The 23,555-nt window shown below is 69.8% G+C and carries 24 protein-coding genes and 1 pseudogene; 8 read left to right on the forward strand and 17 right to left on the reverse strand.

Annotated features, from left to right (window positions below; all coding sequences use genetic code 11):
* Positions 1-5 precede the first annotated feature (5 nt).
* The 4 genes from ACPCJR_RS02350 to ACPCJR_RS02365 all read right to left on the reverse strand — a co-directional run bounded on the left by ACPCJR_RS02350 (position 6) and on the right by ACPCJR_RS02365 (position 3,912).
* Positions 6-257, reverse strand: coding sequence for a MoaD/ThiS family protein (locus ACPCJR_RS02350; RefSeq protein ID WP_391510872.1), 252 nt, complete (start codon positions 255-257; stop codon positions 6-8).
* A gap of 118 nt (positions 258-375) precedes the next feature.
* Positions 376-975 carry a CDP-diacylglycerol--glycerol-3-phosphate 3-phosphatidyltransferase gene (pgsA, locus tag ACPCJR_RS02355; protein WP_391510871.1) on the reverse strand — a complete coding sequence of 200 codons (600 nt, stop codon included), beginning with the start codon at positions 973-975 and terminating at the stop codon, positions 376-378.
* Positions 976-1,072: 97 nt separating this feature from the next.
* Positions 1,073-3,130, reverse strand: a complete 2,058-nt coding sequence (gene uvrC / locus ACPCJR_RS02360) for an excinuclease ABC subunit UvrC (RefSeq protein ID WP_391510870.1) — start codon at positions 3,128-3,130, stop codon at positions 1,073-1,075.
* A 56-nt stretch (positions 3,131-3,186) separates the two neighbouring features.
* The gene (locus ACPCJR_RS02365; protein ID WP_391510869.1) at positions 3,187-3,912 is read right to left on the reverse strand and encodes a protein phosphatase CheZ; all 726 of its coding nucleotides are present in this window, start codon (positions 3,910-3,912) and stop codon (positions 3,187-3,189) included.
* A 280-nt stretch (positions 3,913-4,192) separates the two neighbouring features.
* Here ACPCJR_RS02365 and ACPCJR_RS02370 point away from each other — a divergent pair, with 280 nt between their 5' ends.
* Complete coding sequence (locus tag ACPCJR_RS02370; RefSeq protein ID WP_391510868.1) at positions 4,193-4,900, forward strand: L,D-transpeptidase; 708 nt, start codon at positions 4,193-4,195, stop codon at positions 4,898-4,900.
* A gap of 131 nt (positions 4,901-5,031) precedes the next feature.
* Here the strand turns inward: ACPCJR_RS02370 and ACPCJR_RS02375 are convergent, their stop codons facing one another.
* The 5 genes from ACPCJR_RS02375 to lgt all read right to left on the reverse strand — a co-directional run bounded on the left by ACPCJR_RS02375 (position 5,032) and on the right by lgt (position 10,039).
* Positions 5,032-5,748: a DUF2076 domain-containing protein gene (locus ACPCJR_RS02375; protein WP_391510867.1), complete on the reverse strand. Its 717-nt coding sequence runs from the start codon at positions 5,746-5,748 to the stop codon at positions 5,032-5,034.
* Positions 5,749-5,991: 243 nt separating this feature from the next.
* Positions 5,992-6,876, reverse strand: a complete 885-nt coding sequence (locus ACPCJR_RS02380) for an outer membrane protein (protein WP_391510866.1) — start codon at positions 6,874-6,876, stop codon at positions 5,992-5,994.
* Between the two features lie 397 nt (positions 6,877-7,273).
* Positions 7,274-8,041: a peptidoglycan editing factor PgeF gene (pgeF, locus tag ACPCJR_RS02385; RefSeq protein ID WP_391510865.1), complete on the reverse strand. Its 768-nt coding sequence runs from the start codon at positions 8,039-8,041 to the stop codon at positions 7,274-7,276.
* Positions 8,042-8,054: 13 nt separating this feature from the next.
* The gene (locus ACPCJR_RS02390; RefSeq protein WP_391510864.1) at positions 8,055-9,146 is read right to left on the reverse strand and encodes a class I SAM-dependent methyltransferase; all 1,092 of its coding nucleotides are present in this window, start codon (positions 9,144-9,146) and stop codon (positions 8,055-8,057) included.
* A gap of 2 nt (positions 9,147-9,148) precedes the next feature.
* Complete coding sequence (lgt, locus tag ACPCJR_RS02395) at positions 9,149-10,039, reverse strand: prolipoprotein diacylglyceryl transferase (RefSeq protein ID WP_391510862.1); 891 nt, start codon at positions 10,037-10,039, stop codon at positions 9,149-9,151.
* 145 nt (positions 10,040-10,184) lie between these two features.
* Here lgt and ACPCJR_RS02400 point away from each other — a divergent pair, with 145 nt between their 5' ends.
* From ACPCJR_RS02400 to ACPCJR_RS02410, 3 genes are all read left to right on the forward strand, one after another.
* A complete protein-coding gene (locus ACPCJR_RS02400; protein WP_391510861.1) occupies positions 10,185-10,865 on the forward strand; it encodes an MgtC/SapB family protein in 681 nt (226 codons plus the stop codon).
* Between the two features lie 98 nt (positions 10,866-10,963).
* On the forward strand, positions 10,964-12,595 hold the full coding sequence (locus ACPCJR_RS02405) for an alpha-D-glucose phosphate-specific phosphoglucomutase (protein ID WP_391510859.1): 1,632 nt from the start codon (positions 10,964-10,966) through the stop codon (positions 12,593-12,595).
* A complete protein-coding gene (locus tag ACPCJR_RS02410; RefSeq protein ID WP_391510858.1) occupies positions 12,592-13,872 on the forward strand; it encodes a hypothetical protein in 1,281 nt (426 codons plus the stop codon). The genes ACPCJR_RS02405 and ACPCJR_RS02410 overlap by 4 nt, the downstream gene beginning before the upstream one ends.
* 348 nt (positions 13,873-14,220) lie before the next feature.
* On the opposite strand, the gene ACPCJR_RS02415 is transcribed toward ACPCJR_RS02410, so the two are convergent.
* The 5 genes from ACPCJR_RS02415 to ACPCJR_RS02435 form a co-directional block, all read right to left on the reverse strand.
* Entirely contained in the window at positions 14,221-15,129 is a 909-nt protein-coding gene (locus ACPCJR_RS02415; RefSeq protein WP_391510857.1) for a cell wall hydrolase, read from the reverse strand.
* Between the two features lie 107 nt (positions 15,130-15,236).
* Positions 15,237-15,494 carry a hypothetical protein gene (locus tag ACPCJR_RS02420; RefSeq protein WP_391510856.1) on the reverse strand — a complete coding sequence of 86 codons (258 nt, stop codon included), beginning with the start codon at positions 15,492-15,494 and terminating at the stop codon, positions 15,237-15,239.
* A 201-nt stretch (positions 15,495-15,695) separates the two neighbouring features.
* Complete coding sequence (ppdK, locus tag ACPCJR_RS02425; RefSeq protein ID WP_391510855.1) at positions 15,696-18,362, reverse strand: pyruvate, phosphate dikinase; 2,667 nt, start codon at positions 18,360-18,362, stop codon at positions 15,696-15,698.
* A 203-nt stretch (positions 18,363-18,565) separates the two neighbouring features.
* Positions 18,566-18,718 (reverse strand): DUF3096 domain-containing protein, encoded by a 153-nt coding sequence (locus tag ACPCJR_RS02430; protein ID WP_110349933.1) that lies wholly within the window; start codon positions 18,716-18,718, stop codon positions 18,566-18,568.
* 113 nt (positions 18,719-18,831) lie between these two features.
* Entirely contained in the window at positions 18,832-19,488 is a 657-nt protein-coding gene (locus ACPCJR_RS02435; protein ID WP_391510853.1) for a L,D-transpeptidase, read from the reverse strand.
* Positions 19,489-19,677: 189 nt separating this feature from the next.
* On the opposite strand from ACPCJR_RS02435, the pseudogene ACPCJR_RS02440 reads away from it, so the two are divergent.
* Positions 19,678-20,121: pseudogene (locus ACPCJR_RS02440) on the forward strand (VOC family protein).
* Positions 20,122-20,282: 161 nt separating this feature from the next.
* Complete coding sequence (locus ACPCJR_RS02445; protein WP_391510852.1) at positions 20,283-20,543, forward strand: hypothetical protein; 261 nt, start codon at positions 20,283-20,285, stop codon at positions 20,541-20,543.
* A 19-nt stretch (positions 20,544-20,562) separates the two neighbouring features.
* On the opposite strand, the gene ACPCJR_RS02450 is transcribed toward ACPCJR_RS02445, so the two are convergent.
* Together ACPCJR_RS02450 and ACPCJR_RS02455 are read right to left on the reverse strand one after the other, a co-directional pair.
* Positions 20,563-21,012 (reverse strand): Crp/Fnr family transcriptional regulator, encoded by a 450-nt coding sequence (locus ACPCJR_RS02450; RefSeq protein ID WP_110349929.1) that lies wholly within the window; start codon positions 21,010-21,012, stop codon positions 20,563-20,565.
* Positions 21,013-21,146: 134 nt separating this feature from the next.
* A complete protein-coding gene (locus ACPCJR_RS02455) occupies positions 21,147-21,374 on the reverse strand; it encodes a hypothetical protein (RefSeq protein ID WP_391510851.1) in 228 nt (75 codons plus the stop codon).
* A 190-nt stretch (positions 21,375-21,564) separates the two neighbouring features.
* Here ACPCJR_RS02455 and ACPCJR_RS02460 point away from each other — a divergent pair, with 190 nt between their 5' ends.
* Entirely contained in the window at positions 21,565-21,753 is a 189-nt protein-coding gene (locus ACPCJR_RS02460; protein ID WP_041371474.1) for a general stress protein, read from the forward strand.
* Positions 21,754-21,873: 120 nt separating this feature from the next.
* On the opposite strand, the gene ACPCJR_RS02465 is transcribed toward ACPCJR_RS02460, so the two are convergent.
* Entirely contained in the window at positions 21,874-22,338 is a 465-nt protein-coding gene (locus ACPCJR_RS02465; protein WP_391510850.1) for a MarR family winged helix-turn-helix transcriptional regulator, read from the reverse strand.
* A gap of 167 nt (positions 22,339-22,505) precedes the next feature.
* Between ACPCJR_RS02465 and ACPCJR_RS02470 the strand changes: the two genes are divergently transcribed.
* Complete coding sequence (locus tag ACPCJR_RS02470) at positions 22,506-23,285, forward strand: DUF1499 domain-containing protein (protein WP_331286921.1); 780 nt, start codon at positions 22,506-22,508, stop codon at positions 23,283-23,285.
* Positions 23,286-23,555 lie beyond the last annotated feature (270 nt).

Consider the following 23,555-nt stretch of genomic DNA (forward strand, 5'->3'; position numbering starts at 1 on the left):
GTTGCTCAGCCGCCGGTCATCGGCGGGAAGAAGGCGATCTCCCGGGCGCCCGCGATCGGCGTGCCGGGCTTGACGTGGACCCGGTCGATGGCCGTGCGCACCACGCCCTCGTTCTCGAAAGCGTAGTCGTACTCCTCGCCCCGCGTCTTCAGCCAGCCGATCAGGTCGGTGACCGTGACGACGCCCTCGGGCGGAGTCACGACCTCCTCGGGCTTGCCGACGCGCTCGCGCACCCAGGCGAAATAGACGAGCTTCATCTCACATCCACTTCCAAATCCGTCCTTGCGCGGCGGAGCTGACGCAATCCAGAGCCCCATCCTCTCCGGACTGGCCACGCCCTGGATTGCTTCGCATTCGCTCGCGATGACGGATGCGTTAGCGCGGATCGTCGATCACGTGCCGGATCCCGGCCCTCATGTAGTCCCAGCCGGTATAGAGCGTGAGGGCGGCCGCGAGCCACAGCAGGACGATGCCCGCCGCGAGGCTGCCGGGGATCAGGCTCTCCCCCGCCGGGCCGGCGACGAGGACGCCGAGGGCGATGAGCTGCACCGTCGTCTTCCACTTGGCGATCCGGCTGACGGGCAGGCCGACCTTCAGCTCCGCGAGGTACTCGCGAAGCCCCGAGACCAGCACCTCGCGGCAGAGGATGACGATGGCCGCCCAGAGCGACATGCCCTCGATGGTGCGGTCGGCAGCGAGCATCAGCAGGCAGGCGGCGACGAGCAGCTTGTCGGCGATCGGATCGAGCATCCGCCCCAGCGCCGAACTCTGCGCCCAGGCCCGCGCCACGTAGCCGTCGAGATAATCGGTGATCGCCGCGGCCACGAACACGCCGAAGGCGGTCCAGCGCGCACCGACCTCGTCCGGCCAGAACAGCAGGATGACGACGACCGGGACCGCGACGAGGCGGCCGTAGGTGAGGCAGTTCGCGAGCGTCCAGGCCTGCGACCGGCGTCGGGGGAGGACGGCGTTCATCGACGGGGTGAAATCATGGGCCGCATGGGGCGTCAACCGCGTGGGAGGGGGGGCTGCCAAAGGATCGGCCAGGGGCTCGGTCGACACGGGGCTCGGCTCAGGCATTGGCGTGGAAGAAATCGTAGACCGCCCGGGCGGTGGCGGCATTCACGCCCGGCGCCTTGGCGAGATCCTCGAGAGCCGCCCGCTCGATCGCCTTCACCGTGCCGAAATGGTGCAGGAGCGCGCGTTTGCGAGTGGGGCCGATGCCGGCGATCTCGTCGAGGGGGTTCCTCGTCATCTCGCGCTTGCGCCGCGCGCGGTGGGTGCCGATGGCGAAACGGTGCGCCTCGTCGCGCAGCCGTTGCACGAAGTAGAGCACGGGATCGCGCGGCGGCAGCTTGAAGGGGCTGCGGCCGGACACGAAGAAGGTCTCGCGGCCGGCATCGCGGTCGCGGCCCTTGGCGATGCCCACCAGCGGCACGTCGGTCACGCCGATCTCGGCGAGCGAAGCGCGGGCCGCCTCCAGCTGGCCGGCGCCGCCGTCGATCAGCACGAGGTCGGGCCAGGTGGGGAAAGCGTCGGGATCGTCCGAAACCGGGTCGGTCGGCGCCGGCACGGCCTGCGCCTCGGCGGCAGCCCGCGGCTCACCGGCCTCCGCCTCGCGGGGCGTGCGCGGCGCCTCCTTGGCCAGCCGCTTGAAGCGGCGGGTCAGCACCTCGCGCATCATCCCGAAATCGTCGCCGGGGGTCAGCTCCTCCGACTTGATGTTGAAGGTGCGATAATGCGTCTTCATGAAGCCGGTCGGGCCGGCGACGATCATGCCGCCGACCGCGGCCGTGCCGGAGATGTGCGAGTTATCGTAGACCTCGACCCGCCGCGGCGGCTTGTCGAGGCCGAAGGCCTGACCGAGCGCGGTCAGCAGCTTGCCCTGGGAGGCAGTGTCGGCGAGCCGGCGTCCCAGAGCCTCCTTGGCGTTGCGCTGGGCGTACTCGACGAGGTTCTTGCGTTCCCCCCGCTGCGGCTGGTGAACCTCGACCCGGTGCTCGACACGGCTCGACAGGGCCGCAGCCATGAGCTCGGCATCCTCGATCGTGTGACTGACGAGGACGAGCTTGGGGGCGGGCTTGTCGTCGTAGAACTGCGAAATGAACGAGGCCAGCACCTCGTCCGCACTCATGGAGCGGTCAGCCTTGGGGAAATAGGCGCGGTTGCCCCAGTTCTGGAAGTTGCGGAAGAAGAATACCTCGATGCAGAACTGACCCGCCTGCTCGTCGAGGGCGAACACGTCCGCCTCCTCGACGCCCTGCGTGTTCACCCCTTGCGTCCCCTGGATCGCCGAGAGCGCGGCGATGCGGTCGCGGAAGCGCGCGGCGCGCTCGAATTCCAGCGCCTCGGAGGCGCGCTGCATCTCCTCGCGCATCCGATCCTTCACTGCATTCGACTTGCCCGAGAGGAAGGCGCGCGCGCTGTCGGCGAGGCCGGCATAATCCTCCTGCGCGATCTCGCCGGTGCAGGGGCCGGAGCAGCGCTTGATCTGGAAGAGCAGGCAGGGCCGGGTGCGGTTCTCGTAGTAGCTGTCCGTGCAGGTGCGCAGCAGGAAGGCGCGCTGGAGCGCGTTGACCGTGCGGTTGACCGCCCAGACGCTGGCGAAGGGACCGTAGTAATTGCCCTTGCGGCGGCGCGCGCCGCGATGCTTGACGATCTGCGGCGCGGGCCCGTCGCCGGTGAGCAGGATGTAGGGAAACGACTTGTCGTCGCGCATCAGCACGTTGAAGCGGGGCTTCAGCTGCTTGATGAGGTTGGCCTCGAGAAGAAGCGCCTCCGTCTCCGTCGCCGTGGTGACGAACTCCATCGCCGCCGTCTGGGCGATCATGCGGGCGATGCGGTTGGAATGCGCCTGTCCGCGGGCGTAGGAGCCGACGCGGTTCTTCAGGTTCTTGGCCTTGCCGACGTAAAGGACATCGCCCTTGGCGTCGAACATCCGGTAGACGCCCGGCGACGTCGGCAGCGTCGTCCAGAAACGGCGAATGATCTCGGTGCCGGCCTGCACCGCGCCGGGCTCGAAATCGAAGTCGATCTCGGGCGCCTCGTCGAGGGAGGGCGCCTCGCTCTCGTCCTCGTCGAGCCCGTCGGGCGGGACGTCCTCGAAGTCGGATCGGGTCGCGCGGCTCATGGTCCCGATGTAGGCCGCGACGATTCCGGTTGAAAGGGCCGTTTCGCTGCGGCCGATCAGTCGAACAGCGCGTCGATGTCGGACTGATCGACGTGGCCGGGATCGTCCTGGAGCTTGGGGCCGTTGAGGAGCGAACTCTCGTCGTCCGCGGCGGGCTCCGCCGTGTCGACCGCCAGCAGATCGCGGAAGCCTTCGAGCCCGCTCCAGGCTTCGATGACGCGGTCGAGATGCTCCTCGACGAACTTCAGCACGTTGACGATCTTGTTGATGCGCTGTCCGGTCAGGTCCTGGAAGTTGCAGGCTTCGTAGGCGCTGATCACGCTGTCGAGGATGCCGTCGACGTTCTCTTGGGCGGCCTTGGGCAGGCGCAGGCCGCGCATCATGTTGGCGTTGGTCTCGATCCGCTCGATGCTGCCGAGGATGGTCGAGGTGGCCTGCTCGGTGGATTCGACCACGGCGTCGAGCTCGCCCGCCACGCGCCGCATCCCCTTGCCCGTGCTCTCAGAGCGGTGGAGGCTCGCGATCTCGGACTTGGTCCGCGTGATCGCCTCCTTCATCACCTCCAGTTCGTGGCGCATGGCGAAGGCCTCGCCGAGTTCGCGGCGGCAGGCCTCCACGGTTTCGCCGGCGCTCGCGGCCGTGACGCGGCGCAGATCGTTGATCGCCGACAGGATCTCGTCGAGACGCGGGTTCGGCACGCCCGTCCGATCGGCCGCAGCGGCGACCGCCGCCGGAGCGGGAAGGCCCAGGCTTTCCTCGATGCGGTAGCGCTTGGTCATCATCGGTCGGGCAGGCCTTCGGGGTCGGTCAGGTCCGTCACAATCTCCCGCAGCGGTTTCCAATTGCTGAAGTTTTTTGCAAGAACACGCGCATCATGCGCCGGCTTCGCGATGGGTCCGTGGAGGTGAACGCTCGATGCGGGTCTTCACCGGCCGTTGACGATGAATCGGGGATGGGCGGGAGCCCGGCCTCCGTCCCGCAGGATTCACCACGTTCGTTCACCGTCCGCAGGCGCGATCCCCGTGACCATTCCCCTCACGCGAGCAAGGGCGGGAGCGAGGGATGCGTGTGAAACGGTGCGCAGCGGCGGCGATCGCCGTCGCGATGTCGAGCCAAGTGGCGCAGGCGGAGCCGGGCCGCTACGGCGGCGGCTTCATCGAGTATCTGATGACCGGCAGCGCTGCCGGCCAGCCCCGCGCCTCGGGCGTGGACGGCTACGGCAGCCTCGGGCCCGCTCGGGCACCCGTCGCCGTCGAGCCGCGGACCCGGTTCGCGGCCCTGCCGAACCGCGCCCCGCCGGAGGAGGGCGCCATCGCTCGCGCCGTCGATCCCCGCTACGCGCGGCAGGTCATCGGCTATGACGGCCCGGGACGGCCGGGCCAGATCGTGATCGATACGGGTGCCAAGTATCTCTATTTGATCCAGCCGGGCGGTCAGGCGATCCGCTACGGCATCGGCGTCGGCCGGCCGGGCTTCGTCTGGACCGGGGCGAAGACGATCACCGCCAAGCGGGAATGGCCGGACTGGACGCCGCCGGCCGAGATGCTGCGGCGGCGCCCCGACCTGCCGCGGCACATGGTGGGCGGGCCAGAGAACCCGCTGGGCGCCCGGGCGATGTATCTCGGCACCTCGCTCTACCGCATCCACGGCACCAACGAGCCGCATACGATCGGGCAGAACGTCTCCTCCGGCTGCATCCGCATGATGAACGAGGACGTGATCGACCTCTACGAGCGCACGCCGGTCGGCACCCGCGTCGACGTGATCTGAGATCCAAGCCTCCCGTTCAAACGCGAAGCCCGCCGCCGGGAGACCGGCGACGGGCTTCTTCGTCCATCCGCACGCGATGGGTCGGGCCGCCCCGATGTCGCGACCGGGCGCGGTCCGTTCCTGCGGGCTGATCAGGCCCAGTCGTCGTCGCCGCCGTCGCCCAGGTCGCCGCCGAAATCCCCACCGGTATCGCCGCCGCCGAAGGCCGCGTCCTGGAAGCCGCCGTCGCCGCCGCCGAGAGCCGAGCCGAGATCCTGCTCACCGCCGGCCGGGCCGGCCAGACCCGCGGCCGATGCGCTGCCGAGCTGGGAATGTCCGCCGGCGAAGGCGTTGGAGAGGGCGCTGCCGAGCAGCATGCCGCCCGCCGCGCCTGCCGCCATGGGCAGCGCGGTCGCGAGGAAGCCGCCGCCGCGGGCCGGCTGCTGGGCCTGTCCGCCCCAGGGACCACCCTGCTGCGGGCCGCCGTAACCGGGCTGCTGGCCGTAGCCGCCCTGCTGCGGGCCGCCATAGCCGGGCTGCTGGCCGTAGCCCGGCTGCTGACCCCACTGGCCGGCCGGACGCTGCGGCTCTGAGCGCTGGCCGCCGCCGAAGATGCTCGACAAGAAACCGCCACCGCCGCCGGAGGGCTGTGCCTGGGCCTGCTGCCGGGCCTGCTCGAGCTGCTGGTTGAGGCTCTTGATCGCCTCTTCCTGAACGTAGATGAGCTGCGCCATCGCGTAGGGCGCGTAGGGCTGGTTGCGCAGCTTCTCGGCGATGAAGCGCTCGGCATCGGCGTCGCGTTGCTGGCCGGATGCTTGTTCGAGCCGCTGGAAGATGCCGTTGATGATGTCGCGTTCTTCGCTGTTCATGGAGCCGTCTCCCTCAGGCGCCGACGGCATCGTCACCGCGCGGCGGCTACGAGATGGGGACCGGTCGAGCTTTTGTCAGGGGGCGGAGCGACGATTGTCGGCGCCCGGGCGCCGCCGCATGCGCGTTCGCGCACAGGATCGCGGCAGGCGAACGCCGTCTCGAAACGAAAAAGCCCGGCATCGAGCCGGGCTTCTCAGGCGGTCCGGCGGCTCGCTTGCGAGCCGCCGGAGAGCGTCGGGGTCTTAGTACGAGCCGAACTTGTAGTTCAGGCCGGCGCGGACGACGGCGAACTCGGTGTCGCGCTGACGGGCGACGTTGCCCGAAGCCAGCACCACGCCCGGGCTGTTCGTGAAGACGAGACCACCGGCGGGGGTGGAACCGAAGGCGCCACGGCCGCCGTTGCCGCGGTCGAGGTTCACGTACAGACCTTCGACCTTGAGGGTCACGGCCGAGGACTTGAAGAAGTTCAGGAACGAGTCGGTCGGGAGAGCGTACTCGATACCACCACCCGCGGCCCAGCCGGTCTGGAAGTCGTCGCTCGACACGCCGGTGCCGAACTCACGACCGCCGCCGGAGCCGTAGGCGAAGCCGCCGGTGCCGTACACGAGGGTGCGGTCGAAGGCGTAGCCGAGACGGCCGCGGACGGTGCCGAAGAAGTCGAGGCCCGATAGGCCGTTCGGGTTGAACACCTGGGTGCCGGCCAGGAGCGGGCCGCCGGCGAGGGCGAAGCGGTTCCGGTCACGACCGAAATCGACGTACTGGGCGTCGGCTTCGATACCGATCACGACACCGGAGCCCGGGGTGAACTGGTAGTTGTAGCCGATCTGACCACCGCCGACGAAGCCTTCGTCGCTGCGACGGTTGCCGAAGGCGACGACAGCGGTCGTGCCCGGGGCAACGAGGCCGGAGGCGCCGTTCACACCGAGAACGGTCGGGGCGTTGTTGTTGTCACCGGTGCCGAAGCCGTAACCAGCGTTGAAACCGGCGTAGAAGCCCGTCCAGGTGAAGACCGGCACCGGCTGGAACACCGGCGGGGGAGCCGCGCGGCGCGGAAGGTCGGCAGCGAGCGCCGAACCGGCGAAGGCGATGCCGGCGATGGCCGTGCCGGCGCGAAGGAAGGATTTCATCACTCTGGTCCTCTTTGACTGTGCCGAGGCCTCACTCGGAAGCGCAGCGGCACGGTGCCCCGTATCTATGCCAGCATCCCGGAAGATGCTGTTGCGGCTTGACCACGCCGACCGTCCAGAAGGCGGCCCCTTTGTGGCAGTGGTCTTTGGTCTACCGTCGTTCCAACCAGGAAACGTCGCCGAACGGCCAAGGTTCACGTACGGCCGAGCTTTTTTTGGTGACGCTTCCGGACAGATTGTCGCAGGGTGCAACCACGGCGTTCCGCGACGACGGAGGGATACGACGGCGCGGCCGGGCTTTCGAGTGTTCCAACGCACAAAAGCTAAGCTGAAGGTACCGTCGCGGAGCTTGTTGTAATGATGCAACGCATCATGCCTCGCCGCGCCGCACAACACCTCATGGCGTCAGAGCGATCGCCGAGATGAGACGACCGTAGTCGGGCTCGTTGCGGTGGGTCGTGCGGCGGAAGCTGTAGAACCGGTCGGGATCGGCATAGGTGCACAGGCCGAGCGCGGCGGCTTCGCCGATGCCGGCCTGCTCCAGACGGCCCAAGATGAAGGCCGGCAGATCGAACTGGGCGTGGCCCGGCCGTCCGGGGGCGAAGAAGCGTTCGGCCTCCGGCACCTCGGTGCGGAAGCGTTCCACGAACTCCTCGCCGACCTCGTAGGAGGCCTGAGAGATCGTCGGCCCCAGAACGGCGACGATGGTCTCGCGCCCGGCGCCGAGGCGCTCCATGGCCGCGACCGTCGCCTCGACCACGCCGCCGAGCGCTCCCTTCCAGCCCGCATGCGCCGCGCCGACGACGCGGTTCTCCGGGTCCGCGAAGAGGATCGGGCCGCAATCGGCCGTGGCGATGCCGAGCGCGAGGCCGGGCACGCGCGTGACCATCGCATCCGCCTTCGGGCGGTCGTCCAGCGGGAACGGCGCCTCGACGGTCACGACCTCCGCCGAATGCACTTGGTAGAGACTGACGAGGTTGCCCTCGGGCAGCGCGAGCTGCGCGCACATCCGCGCCCGGTTCTCGGCGATTCTGGCCGGCTCGTCCCGCGATCCGATCCCTCCGTTCAACGAGGCGTAGAGCCCCTCCGAGACGCCGCCCTGACGGGTGAAGAAGGCGTGCCGGACATAGGAGTGCGAGCTGAGTTCGGGCGCTTCGATGAACATGCTGTGCGGGCTCTCACGGGGGAGGCGGGAAGGCCGGCAACGGCCCCAGGGCGGGGTGGCTCGCGCCGAGCACCTTGAACAGGGCGCCCATACCGCGCGGGTCCGGATCGGTCAGGCGGGCTCGTGCGGCCTCGATCGCCGCGGCCTGGTCCGGCCTCGCACGGGTCTTCAGCCGCTCGGCACGCTGGTCGAGGCCGAGCGCCAGAAGGAAGTCGCGCTGCGCCACCGGCCCATGCACGGCGGCGCCCTCGGCCGCGGCGGCGCGGGCGAGGGCCGCGAAATCGACGTGGACGGTGAGATCGGCCTCGCCGGGGCGGGCGAGCGGATCGGCGAACCGGTGGCCCGCCAACGCCTGGAAGGTGTCGCCGAAGCCCGGCCGGTCGTGGCCGTAATCGACGGCGAGCAGGGCGCCGCCCCGGGCGACGAGGCGCCGGCAGAGGTCGCGGGTCACCATGAGCGCTTGGCTCGGCAGGGTCAGCACAGCGCCCTCGGGCGCCTCCGCCGCGATCCGGGCGTCGGGCTCCGGATCGAGGCCGAAGGCCAACCTCTCGCCCTCGGGCGCGAGGCCGACCCGGCGCTCGCACCAGCCGCGCCCCGTGCGCACGAACTGGCGGGCCGGAAGGGCGTCGAAGAACTCGTTGGCGAGCACGAGGAGCGGCGCCTCGGGCAGGCTCGCGACCGAATCGTGGAAGGTCGGTGCGGCCTCGGACAGCCGCTCGGCCTGGATTCGGCGCAGGACCGGGCTCGTCTCGACGAGATGCAGGTCGAAGTCGGCGCCGGCCGCGCGCAGCGCCCGGAGCGCATCGGCCATCAGCGTCCCCCGGCCGGGGCCGAGTTCCACGAGGCAGGGCCGCGCATCCGGCGCGGCCGCGGACAGGGCGGGGAGAATCGCGGCGGCCCAGGCGCCGATCAGCTCGCCGAACATCTGGCTGATCTCCGGCGCGGTGACGAAGTCGCCGGACCGGCCGAGGGGATCGCGGGTGGCGTAGTAGCCGTGGCGCGGATGGCCGAGGCAGAGCGCCATGTAGCGGTCGAGGCCGATCGGCCCGCCCGCCCGGATCTCCCGCGCGAGCAGCGCGAGAAGCGGCGTGGGCTCGGCCTCCACCGTCAAATCTGCCCGGCTTCCGGGCGGATCTCCGGCCCCGTCGATCGGGGCCGCGTCACGCCGCGGGCGGCGAGCACGATGTAGAGAAGTCCGACCAGCGCCATCGGCACGCAGAGCAGCATGCCCATGGTCACGCCGCCGCCGAGCGCGTTGACGTCCTGCCCGAACAGGAAGCCGAGCTGCCGGTCCGGCTCGCGGAAGAACTCGCAGAAGGTGCGCGCCAGCGCGTAGCCCAGCACGAAGATGCCGCCGAGCAGGCCCGGCTTGCGGAAGCCGAAGCGGCGCACGGCCCAGGCCATGACGACGAAGAGCAGCAGCCCCTCGGTGACCGCCTCGAAGAGCTGGCTCGGATAGCGCGGCACGTCGCCCCCGGTGGGGAAGACGACGGCGTAAGCGAAGTCCGGGGCGGGCCGGCCCCACAATTCACCGTTCACGAAGTTGGCGATGCGACCGAAGAACAGACCGATCGGCACCACCACGGCCGCCAGATCCAGCATCGTGTAGCCGTTGAGGCCCCGCGCCCTGGCAAACAGCAGGATCGCCAGGATCGCACCGAGGAAGCCGCCGTGGAACGACATGCCGCCGTTGCGGATCGCCAGGATCTCCAGCGGCTGATCGAGATAGAGCGGCAGGTTGTAGAACAGCACGTAGCCGATCCGTCCGCCGAGCACGACGCCGAGCGCCACCCAAACGATCAGGTCGTCGACATCCGTCTGGGTCGGGCGCTTCACCACGCCCCAGAGGGAATCGGCGGCGACCAGCCGGCGCGCGTAGAACCAGCCGCCGAGAAGCCCGGCAATGTAGGAGAGCGCGTACCACTTGATCTCGACGGGTCCGATCGAGACCGCGACCGGATCGATGGCCGGGAAGGGCAGGGCGAGAAGCGGCGGCATCGACGGCCCATGGGCGGCTTATCGGACGAAGGCGGCGCATTGGACCCGCGCGGCGCGCGAGGTCAAGGCGGCCGGGCCGACCGTTGCGCCCGGTGCTCCTGCGGGCGCAATCTTCGGCCTCTCGGGTCCTGCGGGAGGCGGAGCGATGCTTGGCAACGCGGAAATGGTCGCGCGGCTGGTGCTGGCCGGCATCATGGGCAGCGTGATCGGCTTCGAGCGCGAGCGGCTGCTCTGGGCGGCGGGCCTGCGCACGCACATGCTGGTCTGCGTCGGCGCCTGCCTCGCCATGCTGGTCTCGGCCTACGGCTTCGCCGACGTGCTGGGACAGCGGAACGTCACCCTCGATCCCTCCCGCGTGGCGGCGCAGGTGGTGTCCGGCATCGGCTTCCTCGGCGCGGGCACGATCCTCCTGCGGGGCGAGGTGGTGAAGGGCCTCACCACCGCCGCGAGCCTCTGGGCCGTGGCGGCGATCGGGCTCGCGGTCGGCGGCGGCCTCTACGTCCCGGGAATCGCCGCGACGATCCTCGTGGTGGGCATCCTCGCGGGCGTGAAGCCGATCGAGGAGCGCTGGCGCGACCGGATGCGGACGCGGGAACTCCACCTGACCGTGAAGGCGGGCAGCCTGTCGATCGACACCCTGCAGGAGGTGACCGGGGAGCGAAGCTCGCGCATCCGACAGTTCGTGGTGCGCCCGGGCGAGGGGGAAGGGCTCGAAGTCGTCACCATCGCCTTCGTGCGCCTCTCACAGGCGAGCGTCGACGACATCGCCCGCCGGCTCAAGGAGAATCCGGCCGTGGTGAACATCCGCTCCGGTCCCGAGGCGTGAGCGGGACCGCGCGAATTTCCGCGTCGCCACCCTACTCGGCGGAGCCTGGCCGCACTACGACGTGCGAACGCAACTCTCTGGGAAGAATCGAGCGAACCATGGTGTCGAAGCGGGTCCCCACGAGTCCCTATCCGGACCAGAAGCCCGGCACGTCGGGCCTGCGCAAGAAGGTGCCCGTCTTCCGGCAGCCGCACTACGTCCAGAACTTCGTGCAGGCGATCATCGACTGCATCCCGGACCGCAAGGGCGCGACCCTCGTGATCGGCGGGGACGGGCGCTTCTACAATCGCGAGGTGGTGCAGATCGCCCTCAAGATCGCCGCGGCCAACGGGTTCGGGCGGGTGCTGGTGGGGCAGGGCGGCCTGCTCTCGACGCCGGCCGCCTCCTGCGTCATCCGCAAGCACGGCGCGGTCGGCGGCATCGTCCTCTCGGCGAGCCACAATCCCGGCGGGCCGGAGGGCGATTTCGGCATCAAGTACAACGGCAGCAACGGCGGCCCGGCCCCCGAGAGCGTCACGGCGGCGATCTTCGAGCGCACCAAGGTCATCGGCGACTACCGCATCTCCGACGAGCCCGACCTCGACCTCGGCCAGATCGGCACGTCCGAGATCGACGGGATGCTGGTGGAGGTGATCGACCCGGTCGCCGACTACGCCGAGCTGATGCGCACGCTGTTCGACTTCGACGCGCTCGCCAAGATGTTCGCTTCGGGCTTCCGCATGCGCTTCGACGCGCTCTCGGCGGTGACCGGTCCCTACGCCAAGGCGATCCTCGAAGGCGCCCTGGGTGCGGCGCCCGGAACCGTGGTCAACGGCGAGCCCAAGCCCGATTTCGGCGGCCACCACCCCGATCCGAACCCGGTTCACGCCCACGAGCTGTTCGAGCTGATGCATGGGCCCGACGCGCCGGATTTCGGCGCGGCCTCCGATGGCGACGGCGACCGCAACATGATCGTGGCGCCGGGCCTGTTCGTCACGCCGAGCGACAGCCTCGCCATCCTCGCCGCCCATGCCCAGCGGGCGCCGGGCTATGCCGGGGGCCTCGCGGGCGTCGCGCGCTCCATGCCGACGAGCCGGGCGGTTGACCGCGTCGCCGCCTCGCTCGGCATCGAGGCCTTCGAGACGCCGACCGGCTGGAAGTTCTTCGGCAACCTGCTGGATGCCGGCCGCATCACCCTGTGCGGCGAGGAGAGCGCCGGCACAGGATCGAACCACGTGCGCGAGAAGGACGGGCTCTGGGCGGTGCTGCTCTGGCTCAACATCCTGGCCGCGACCGGCAAGCCGGCGCAGGAACTCGTGCGGGCGCACTGGGCCGAGTTCGGGCGCGACTACTACACCCGCCACGACTACGAGGAGATCGAGACGAGCGCCGCCAACCGGCTGATGGAGGGCCTGCGTGCCAGGATCGGCGCGCTGCCGGGCACGAAGATCGGCGGCCTCACCGTCGAGGCGGCGGACGATTTCCAATACGTCGATCCCGTGGACGGCTCGGTGACGGAGGCGCAGGGCGTGCGGATCACCTTCGCGGAGGATGCGCGCATCGTCTACCGCCTCTCCGGCACCGGCACCGCCGGAGCGACGCTGCGGGTCTACATCGAGCGCTACGAGGCGGCGCGGGACAGGCTGGAACTGCCGGTGGCCGAGGTTCTGGCGCCCGTCGTCGCCGTGGCCCGGGAACTGGCCGACATCGAGCGGCTCACCGGCCGCGCGGAGCCGAGCGTCGTGACGTGAGGCGCGGACGGTCGCGCCCGCACACCGTGCGGGCCTCGGCGGCGCTGGTCCTCCTGCTCGCGGCGGGAGGACCGACCCGAGCCGACGAAACGGGGATCGGCAGCGCCCGCTTCGACCTGCCCGCGGCGTTCGAGGCGTGGACCCGGCGGGACGCGAGCGACGGCCTCCTGTTCCAGCGCGTCTACGAGCCGACCGCTCCACGCGGACGCAAGGGCATGGCGATCCTGCTGGTCGCCAAGCCCAGGCCCGCCTCCGGCGCCTTCGACGCGGCCTTCGCGCAGTTCGTCCGCGGCTTCAAGCAGATCCCGACCGAGGGCAAGCCGCTGACCGCGCGGGCCGGCGAGACCCTCGACGGACACCGCATCCGCATCGAGCAGCGCTGCTGCCGCTCGAGCGAGGGACTGCGCATGAACGCATGGCTGGTCGGGATCGCGGCCGGGGCGAGCGAGCACTACCTCATGCTCCTCACGCTCCAGCTCGAACGCGAGGCCGAGAAGCCGGTCCACGAGGCCTTCGAAGCGCTGGTGCGCTCCTACCGCCCAACGAAGGAGGATCGCGGCTTCGTCCTGGAGCCGAAGCCGGGCGACGGGGGCATGGAAGGGCTCTTCTCGCGCACCGAGACCCGGCTGATGCCGAACGCCTTCGGGGGGATGGATTTCACCGCCGATCAGGCGACGCTGCTGTTCGACAAGGGCGGCCTCTACACCACCGAACTGCCCCGCGAGGGCGACATCGCCGCCCATTGCCGGACCGCGCTCGAGACTTGCGGCACCTATGCGCTGAAAGGCGGGTGGCTCTCGGCCAACCGCATCGACCGGGTCGAGATCGAGGGCAAGTTCGGCCTCGCGACACGCTCCAGCGAGGCGTTCGCTCGCGCGAAGGACGGGGTGACGATCGGCGACAAGAGCTACGCCCGGATGCCGCCCTTCGCCGACGGCCACCGCTTCTCCGGCACTTGGAGCCACACCTTCGGATCGAGCGGCCCGACGGGCTCGGTCGGCGGGGCGCGCACGCTGACGCTCACCCCGGACGGCCGCTTCACCCGCGAGGGCAGCACGGGCTTCTCCTCGACCGGCGGCGCGGTCGACGGCGGCACCACGGTCGCGGGGCACAGCCGCCGGCCGGTGCTGAGCGGGCGCTACGTGGTCTCGGGTTTCCGGATCACCCTCACCGACGAGGCGGGCGGGACGGAATCGCTCAGCCTGTTCGCGCCGGACCGCGACGGGGACAAGCTTCTGGTGATCGGCGGGTCGAACTACCTCAAGCAAGGACGGTGAGCGGGCGGGCTGCCGGTCGCTCGGTCCGTCGTCATCGCGAGGCGGAGCCGAAGCGATCCGGTGCTCCGTACGGGCCAGAAAGGCTCGCACCGCCGGATGGCTTCGCTCAAGCTCGCGACGACGACCCAATACGGTTTCGGGGTGATCGCTTCGATCTCTTCCGCCGTCATTGCGAGGCGTAGCCGTGGCAATCCAGGGCTCCGCACGCTCCGGAGGGGTCGCGCTCTGGGTCGCTTCGGCTCCGCCTCGCGATGACGGAACGGGGTGAAGGCCGAGGCGATGGACCGGGGACGAGATGAGGCACGGTTCGGAGCGGCCGGCCGGAGGTCGAACGGCCCCCTGACGACCTCAGGTCTGGTTCGGCTTGAGCTGATAGAAGATGTGCCGGCCGATCATGTCCTTGCGCTTGAGCCGGCGCGACCAGCCGGGCTTCACGTAATCGGCATGGTAGTGCGTCGCGCCGCCGACCTCGCTGAGATAGGTCTTGCCCTGGATCACGGCGCTGGCGACGCGGGTCGCGCTGCGCCAGGAATCCCCGTCGGTGATGCGCAGCGACTTGCCCTCGCAGGCGAAGGAGAACTGGCAGCCCATGAAGCGGTGGCGGTTCTGATAGACCACGCCGCAGACGCTCGACGGGTAGAGCCCGCTCTTGACGCGGTTCAGCACGACCTGGGCGACGGCGGCCTGTCCTTCTTCCGGCTCGCTGCGGGCCTCGAAGTAGACGGCCTCGGCGAGGCAGCGCTGCTCGCGGTCCATCGCATCGGGCTCGATCAGGTCGGCGTAGCGATGCGCCGCCTCCGGTGCGGAGGCCGGCGGGTCGAGAGGCGAGGGGCCGCGGTCCAGTCGCGCGGAGAAGCCGGGAAGCACGAGGCTCGCCGCCGCGACTTCGATCGGAGTGGCGTCGGCGGGAGCGGGCGTCACCGAGGAGAGGGCGACGGCACGGGGCGTCGAGGGCGTGGCGCCGTCCGAATCCGCGAGGGAGGGAAGTCCGTCCTCGCCCGGCTCGGCCCCGTGGTTCGAGCCCGGCACCGCGACGAAACCGGCATCGATCACGTCCGGGTTCCAGGCGGTGGAGGCGGCGAGCGAGCCAGTCGCGGCAACGTCCTGCGGCGCGAGCCGGTCGAGGCGCAGGGTCGCGTCGGTGCCCGCCGTGGCGGTGAAGGAGACCAGCAGGCCGCTGGCCAGCATCCACGGCACCACCGCCGAGACGATCCAGCGCGGACCGAGTCCCAGCCCCCGAACGCGTCTCGCACGCAATGCCGTTACTCCACGCTCACGAGCGGCCGGACGGCCCAGCCTAGAGCATGGCGGGTCGAACGTGCCTGACGGAGGCGAGTTTAATCGCGAACGTGGTTGCCGGACGGTTAAGGGGCCGGGCGTCCGTGGCGCTGGGCCAGTCCGCCGACGATGACGGCGACGTAGCCGGTGCCGTTCTGCGCGGTGATGATCATCCGGCCCGCCTCGCGCTCGCTGCGCTCGGAGACGAGGTAGATCAATCCCGTGATCCCGAAAGCCGTCACGAGACTGGCGAGGATCCAGAGATAGGCGGCCTGCATCGCGCGATGGCCGGAAACGATGGTGCGATGGTCGAGAACAGCGGAAGGCGAGTCGGGATTCGACATGTCTGCACGTCCCGCGGGAGCCCTGGCCGGACCGGCCGATCGGCGCTGCCCGCGCATCGGTTGTCCGCTAGCAGGTAACGTGCCGCCGCAACACGGGTTCAGCCCGTGATCCGCAAAATTATTGCAACGCTTGTCGCCCCTGGCGCGGGGCGGCCCGCGCGGACCGGTGGTGCCGGTCCGCGCGGACGATGCCGTGTGGCCTCAGGCGTCCTTGCCGAGGGCCGCCTGGGCCGCGGCGAGGCGGGCGATCGGCACGCGGAAGGGCGAGCAGGAGACGTAATCGAGGCCGACGTCCTGGCAGAAGCCGATCGAGGCCGGGTCACCCCCATGCTCGCCGCAGATGCCGAGCTTGAGCCCGGCGCGGGTGGCGCGTCCGCGCTCGACGCCGATCTTCACCAGTTCGCCCACGCCCTCCTGATCGATCGACACGAACGGATCGACCGAGAGGATGCCCTTCTGGGTATAGGGCCCGAGGAAGGTCGCGGCGTCGTCGCGGGAGATGCCGAGCGCGGTCTGGGTGAGATCGTTGGTGCCGAAGGAGAAGAACTCCGCCGTCTCGGCGATCTCGCCGGCCTTGAGCGCCGCGCGCGGCAGCTCGATCATGGTGCCGACCTGATAGTCCAGGGTCTCGCCCGTCTCCTCCGCGACCGCCTTGGCCATCGCGTCGATGCGAGCCTTGACGATGTCGAACTCCATGCGCGTGAAGACCAGCGGCACCATCACCTCCGAGGTCACCGGGGCGCCGGTATCCTTGGCGGCCTGCACCGCGGCCTCGAAGATCGCGCGGGCCTGCATCTCAGCGATCTCGGGGAAGGCGATGGCGAGGCGGCAGCCGCGGAAGCCGAGCATCGGGTTGTGCTCGGACAGCTCGCGGATGCGGTTGCGGATCTTGTCCTCCGGAATACCGGTGGCGGACTGGACCTCCTGAATCTCCTCGTCCGTGTGCGGCAGGAACTCGTGCAGCGGCGGGTCGAGCAGGCGGATCGTGACGGGCAGGCCCGACATGATCGTGAACAGCTCCACGAAGTCCTGACGCTGGTAGGGGAGGATCTTGGCGAGCGCGCCGCGGCGGCCCTCGGCGTCGTCCGAGAGGATCATCTCGCGCACCGCGACGATGCGGTCGCCCTCGAAGAACATGTGCTCGGTGCGGCACAGGCCGATGCCTTCCGCGCCGAACTTGCGGGCGGCGCGGGCGTCGGCCGGGGTGTCGGCGTTGGTGCGCACCTTCATGGTGCGGACCGCATCCGCCCACTCCATCAGGGCGGCGAAGTCGCCCGACAGCTCCGGCTGGAGCATCTTGACCTCGCCCTGGATCACCTGACCGGTCGAGCCGTCGATGGTGATGACGTCGCCCGCCTTCAGCGTCACGCCGCCGACGGTGAGCGTCTGCGCCTTGTAGTCGATCCGGATCGAGCCGACGCCGGAGACGCAGGGCTTGCCCATGCCGCGGGCGACTACCGCCGCGTGGCTGGTCATGCCGCCGCGGGTGGTGAGGATGCCTTCGGCCGCGTGCATGCCGTGGATGTCCTCGGGCGAGGTCTCGATGCGCACGAGGATGCAGCGGCGCTCGGCCTTCTTGGCGGCCTCCGCGGCCTCCGAGTTGAACACGATCTCGCCGACGGCGGCGCCCGGCGAGGCAGGCAGGCCGGTGGCGATGACCTTGCGCTCGGCATCCGGGTCGATGGTCGGGTGCAGGAGCTGATCGAGCGCGCCCGGCTCGATGCGCTTGATCGCCTCTTGCCTAGAGATCAGGCCCTCGCCCGCGAGTTCGACGGCGATGCGCAGGGCCGCCTTGGCGGTGCGCTTGCCGTTGCGGGTCTGGAGCATCCAGAGCTTACCCCGCTCGATGGTGAACTCCATGTCCTGCATGTCGCGGTAGTGCTTCTCGAGGATCCCGTAGATCCGCGTCAGCTCGGCGAAGCTCTCGGGCATCGCCTTTTCCATCGACGGCTTGTCGGACTTGGCCTCGATGCGGGCCTTCTCGGTGATGTCCTGCGGGGTGCGGATGCCCGCCACCACGTCCTCGCCCTGGGCGTTGATGAGGAACTCGCCGTAGAGCGCGCTCTCGCCCGTGGAGGGATTGCGGGTGAAGGCCACGCCCGTGGCCGAGGTATCGCCCATGTTGCCGAACACCATGGCCTGGACGTTGACGGCCGTGCCCCAGCTCTCGGGGATCTGGTTCAGCTCGCGGTACTTCTTGGCCCGCGGGATCATCCAGGAAGCGAACACGGCGCCGATCGCGCCCCAGAGCTGGTCCTCGGACTTCTGCGGGAAGTCCGAGCCGTGCTCGTCGCGAACGATCTTCTTGTAGACGCCGATCAGGTGCCGCCAGTCGTCGGCCTTCAGCTCGGTGTCGAGGGTGAGGCCCTTTTCGTCCTTGTAGTGCTCCAACGCCTCCTCGAAGGCGTGGTGCTCCACGCCGAGCACGACGTTCGAGTACATCGTGATGAAGCGGCGGTAGGAATCGTAGGCGAAGCGCTCGTCGTCCGCGTCCTTGGCCAGGGCCTCGACCGTCGCGTCGTTGAGGCCGAGATTGAGCACCGTGTCCATCATGCCCGGCATGGAGGCGCGGGCGCCCGAGCGGACCGAGACGAGCAGCGGCTTGTCGGCATCGCCGAAGCGGCGGCCGGTCAGCGCGCCGACCTTCTCCAGGGCGGCTTTCACCTCGTCGGCGAGTTCCGCCGGGAAGCTCTCGCCGTTCTGGTAGTAATAGGTGCAGACTTCCGTCGTGATCGTGAAGCCGGGGGGCACCGGCAGGCCGAGATTGGACATCTCGGCGAGGTTCGCGCCCTTGCCGCCGAGCAGGTTGCGCATCGACGCCTCGCCCTCGGCCTTGCCGTCACCGAAGGAATAGACCCATTTCGTCATCAGGCTCTCCGCTGGACGGATGTGGCGACCGTAAAGCGCCGTTCCCGCGGGCGTGGCGCATCTCATGTCGCAGTGCAAGGATAAGCTTCGGATCGCTCCACCGCGAGGAGTGACGAAGCGGGCGCTCTGTCAGAGCTTGGCGTGCATCCCGCGAACGGGGATGGCCGCGGCGCTAAACTGTCTCGGCCGGCGCGGGCTCGGCCCTACGTCAGGTGGCGCAGCACGCCGAGGCCGATCAATCCGACGACGATGAGGTAGACCGCCACGATGTAGTTCAGCAGCCGTGGCGCGATCAGGATCAGGATCCCGGCCAGGATCGCGATGATCGGCTGCAGGTTCGAAACGGTGATGGTCATCGGACGAGTTCGGTCACGCCTATGTCGGCGGCCAAGCTTGACCGCCAAGTGACGAACGGCGGCGAGGGCCGGTGGGTTCCCCCGCACCGGCCGTCACGCGCCCGCGATCGGTCTCAGGCGCGGTACTTGCCGCTGCGCTTCACGATCACCCGCGCTCCGGTCGGGACACGCTCGTAGAGATCGACGATATCCTCGTTGAGCATGCGCACGCAGCCCGAGGACATCTGCTCGCCGATGCTCCAGGGCTCGTTGGTGCCGTGGATGCGGAACAGGGTGTCGCGGTTGCCCTGGTAGAGGTAGAGCGCGCGGGCGCCGAGCGGGTTGTCGATGCCGCCCTTGCGCGAGCGCTCGATACCGGGATTGAGCGAGACCATCGTCGTGGTCGGGCTCCAATCGGGCCAGACGCCCTTGCGGCCGATGCGGGCGTCGCCCTTCCACGAGAAGCCGGCCTTGCCGACGCCGACGCCGTACTGGAGCGCGGTGCCGCCCTCCTGCACGAGGGCGAGCTGACGCTTGTCGATATCGACGACGATGGTGCCCGGCGCCTCGGGGCCGGCATAGGCGACTTCCTGGCGGCGGTACTTCGGATCGATGCGCGAGCGATCGACGAGCGGCACGTCGAAGGGCTTGTCCGGCATCGTTCCAATGTACCAGGCCGCATCGTCCTCGCCTCCCGCGAGGAGCCCGGGCTTGGAGGATTTGCAGGCGGCGAGCGGCACGAGGCAGAGCGCGACGAGCATCGCCCTGCGGATGGTGTGGCGGGCGGCCATGGCGGCTCCTGTCGGCGCTCCCGGGATCGGGTTCGAGTGGCACGTCATGCGCCATCACTACCCGGCCCGGCGGGGATACGGTGTGACTTCGGGGCCGCAGCCGCCCAGGAACGTCGCCGTGATGCCGGCTCGACCCTCGCGTTCACCGCCATATCTCAGCCCACGCTGCGATTGCGGAGGAGAGACCGGATGCCCGAGACCGAGACCGAACTCGCAGAGGCGGGCGGCGCGGCGACGGCGGCGCTCGCCCCGGCCATCCATCTCGATCACTGCGTCATCCACGTCTCCGACTGGGAGCGTTCGACCGCCTTCTACCGGGACGTGCTGCGCGCGGAGGTGATCCCGTTCGGCCGGGGCGTGGTGTTCCGTTTCGGCGGCGTGCAGCTCAACGTCCACGGGCCCGGCCAGATCGGCTCCCCGCGGGCGCGCGAGCCCGTGATGCCGGGCGGAAGCGACCTCTGCTTCCGCTAGTCCGGCCCGATCGAGGACGCGGTGGCGCATCTGGCCGCCCACGGCATTCCGGTCGAACTCGGGCCCGTCGAGCGCAACGGCGCGGCCGGCCTCGGGATCAGCGTCTATTTCCGCGACCCCGACGGATCGCTCATGGAATTCATCACTTACCCGACGCCGTGAGAGTGCCTCACGAAACTCCCGATCACAGGCCGTTCTCGCTCCGGAGACGACAGCGCAGCGGGAGTTTTGTGAAAGACACTGGGGCTCCCGGCCTCGCCGATCGGCCGCAACCGGTCTCAGGCCCGGCGGGTTGATCCGTCATGCATCGACGGAGATGACCCATGACACCCAGGATGCTCGGCGGCGCGGTCCTGGCCGCCGCACTGACCCTTTCCGCGGCTCCGGCCTGGGCCTTCGGCACCGGCGGCTCGTCGGGCGAGGGCGACGGCTATCTGCGCCAGCAATTGCAGAACCCCGGCTACGTCGAGCCGAGCCCCTACGCCTACCGCAACGGCTATCGCCGCAACGACCCGGGCGCGCGCTACGAGGCGTGGCGCCGGGGCTATCCGATCTACGGCGAGTGGGGCTGGAAGTACCGCTGATCCGACCGGCTTCACCGGGTCAGGCGTTGCCGACTCGCTCCGCCAGCCGCTGGTTGGTCTGTTCGAGGCGCAGCGCGAGGTCGCGCATCACGGCGATGCCGATCTGCGGAAACTGGGCGAGCAGTTCGAGGAAGACGTCGCGGTCGATCCGCAGCGCGGTCGTCGGCGCGTCGGCGGTGACGGTGGCCGAGCGCGGCTGGTCGGCGAGAATACCCATCTCCCCGACGAGGGCGTTGGCGCCCAGCAGCGCGAGACGGACGGGGCCGAAGGGCCCATCGATCGAGACGGCGGCCGACCCTTCGAGGATGAGATAGGCCGCATCCGCCGCCTCGCCGCGGACGAAGAAGTCCTGACCCGCCTCGAAATGCACCCGCTCGCTGGTGAAGGCGAGCAGCTTGAGCCGCGACGGCTCCACCTCGCGGAACAGGGGCACCTGCCGCAGGGACATCACCTCGGTATCGAGGGTCATGGGTTCACTCCGAAGCGCCGTCCGGGACGGCGGGCGGACAAAGCCCGCGGGTAGACGCGCCGGCCGGCCCTGTCAAAGCGGCGGGCGTTCCATCCCACCGACCGGCGCGAACCCCGGCATCATAATGCCGACCCTCACCCCTCCCGGCCCGTGCTGAGCCCGATCTCACCCGGCCGCGGCGGGTGCTTGGTGGTGGCGTGGGGATGCGGCGAGTCGATCGGCTCCTCGCGCGTGGCCGGCGTCCGGCTGTCTTCGGGCGCCGGCATCGGCGGCAGCGGCGTCGGGTTGGGCTCGGGCAGGCCGACGGACCCGGCCCCGGACTTGGCCAGGGCGGCCGCCTTTACCATATGGCGATTGGTCATATCCGGCTCCTCTCGGATGTGGCCGCCCCATTGGGGCCTGTTCACAACTTCGCGTAAAATCTCGGCCTGAGCGCAGCTAACGCATGGTGCGAACAGGAGTTTCCCGGCTCTCCCGGTTGATACGGCCAAGGAACAATCGAGTGCGCTGAAGGTTGAGGAGTGTGTACAAACTAAGCCTGAGGAGGCGCGAATGGCATCTGGTAATTCGACTTCGAAGCGAGGTTTCGCGTCGATGAATATCGAACGGCAGCGTGAAATCGCCAGCAAGGGCGGCCGCTCCGTTCCCGCGGAAAAGCGCTCCTTCTCCCAGGATCGCGAGCTCGCATCATCGGCCGGCCGCAAGGGTGGGCAATCGACCGGGCGCACCGGCGAAGCGTAACGCGATCGAGGCGGGACCGGGCGCACCCTTGGCGCCCGACCGCCCCGGTTCTCATGAGGTAGAATTATTGTTCGTCCTCGGCGGCTGGGGCTTTCTGCCGCGCCGGGGCCTATCTCGCTGTCAGGAAGCCGCGTCCGCTCGGGCCAGTTCACGCCATTTGAGGACGAGATCCTCTAGAACCTGGAGGTCCGGCACCTCGAGGCGCCCGAGTGTGCGCGAGACGTAGGCCGCCTGCGCCGCGATCCCGCGTGCGGCGAGATCCGCGCCCGCTGGCGTCAGATGCAGGGCATGTGAGCGGCGATCACCCGGAATCGCGCGCCGCTCGACGAGCCCCGCCTCCACCAGCCGGTCGATCAGGCCGGAGACGTTGCCCTTGGTCACGTACAACCGGGCAGCGAGATCCTGCTGGGTCAGGCCCTCCCACTCGCTCAAGGTCGAGAGCACGTCGAATTGCGGGATCGACAGGCCGAGCTCGCGCAGCTCCGCGGCTACGGCGGCAATGACGCGCCGGTTGAGGCGGATGAATCGAAACCATACCCGCAGGGCATCGGCAGGCTCGGTGCTCGGATCGGGACGCTCGGACATCTTCGTCCGGCTTGTAGCAGAGCTGGATGCGGACGGCATGCCCTCGTATTCTCTGCCCGCACGCGCATCATTCGCGCGCCGGGCCGTCGCAGCCCGAGGCGCGAGTGGCGCGGGGGTGCCCCAGCCTGTAGACTGACCGTCCAGCTTTCCATTTCCTCCCCGAGGCCATGCGCCGTCAGCTACTCGACGAACCGGTGACGCGGGCCGGGCGCTATGCCCGGACGCTCGCCCTGTTCTCCCTGATCGTCACCGGCATGGCCGTCCTGATCGTGCGCAGCCCCTCCGCCGAGGCCGCGCCCGCTCTCGCCGTGCTCGGCAGCGGCATCGCGCTCTCACTGCTCGCCGTGGCCCTCGCGGTCTTCGCCATGGTGCGGGTCTGGCGCGAGGGCGCGGGCGGTCTCGGTGCCGCCCTGGGGGGCCTGTTCGTGGCGAGCCTGGTCCTGGCCTATCCGGCCTACGCCGCCCTGAAGGGCGTGCGCCTTCCGGCGCTGACCGACGTGACCACGGATATCGAGCGTCCGCCGGCCTTCTCGCGCTCGCGCCTCGCCTTCGCCGCCCGCGAGGGCCGCTACCCGCCCGATCCCGGCCCGGCGACGCGGGAGGCGCAGCGGGCGGCCTATCCGCAGATCGCCCCGCTCACCCTCGACGTGGGCGCCGACGAGGCATTCGAGCTGGCGCGCAAGGCCGCGGTGAACCGCAAGTGGCAGATCGTGGAAGCGATCCGTCCCGGGGGGCGGATCGGCAACGGTCGCATCGAGGCGGTGGCGCATACCCGCATCCTGAACCTGCCGGCGGACATCACCGTGCGGGTCCATCCGCGGGCGGACGGCGCGCGCATCGACGTGCGCTCCGCCTCGCGCATCGGCGACCGTGACTTCGGCGACAATGCGGATCGCATCCGCTCCTACCTCGACGAGGTGGCCAACCTCGCCATCGCGCTGAAGTAGCGCCTCACGAAGTGTCCGATCGAACGCCTCGGGTTTGGCCCGCTCTCGTCATCGCGAGGCGGGGCCGACGCGACCCACAGCGCGACCTCGCCGGAGAGTGCGGAGCCCTGGATGGCTTCGGCTTCGCCTCGCCATGACGGGCAGAGGCTGGAAGAACCGGCCGGACATCGTCTCATATCGTCTCCGGTCCATCGCCTCGGCTTTTGCCCTGCACCGTCATCGCGAGGCGGAGCCGAAGCGACCCAGGGCGCGACCTCTCCGGAGAGTGCG

The sequence above is a fragment of the Methylobacterium sp. NPDC097929 genome (assembly GCF_049543375.1).
Lineage (GTDB): Bacteria > Pseudomonadota > Alphaproteobacteria > Rhizobiales > Beijerinckiaceae > Methylobacterium.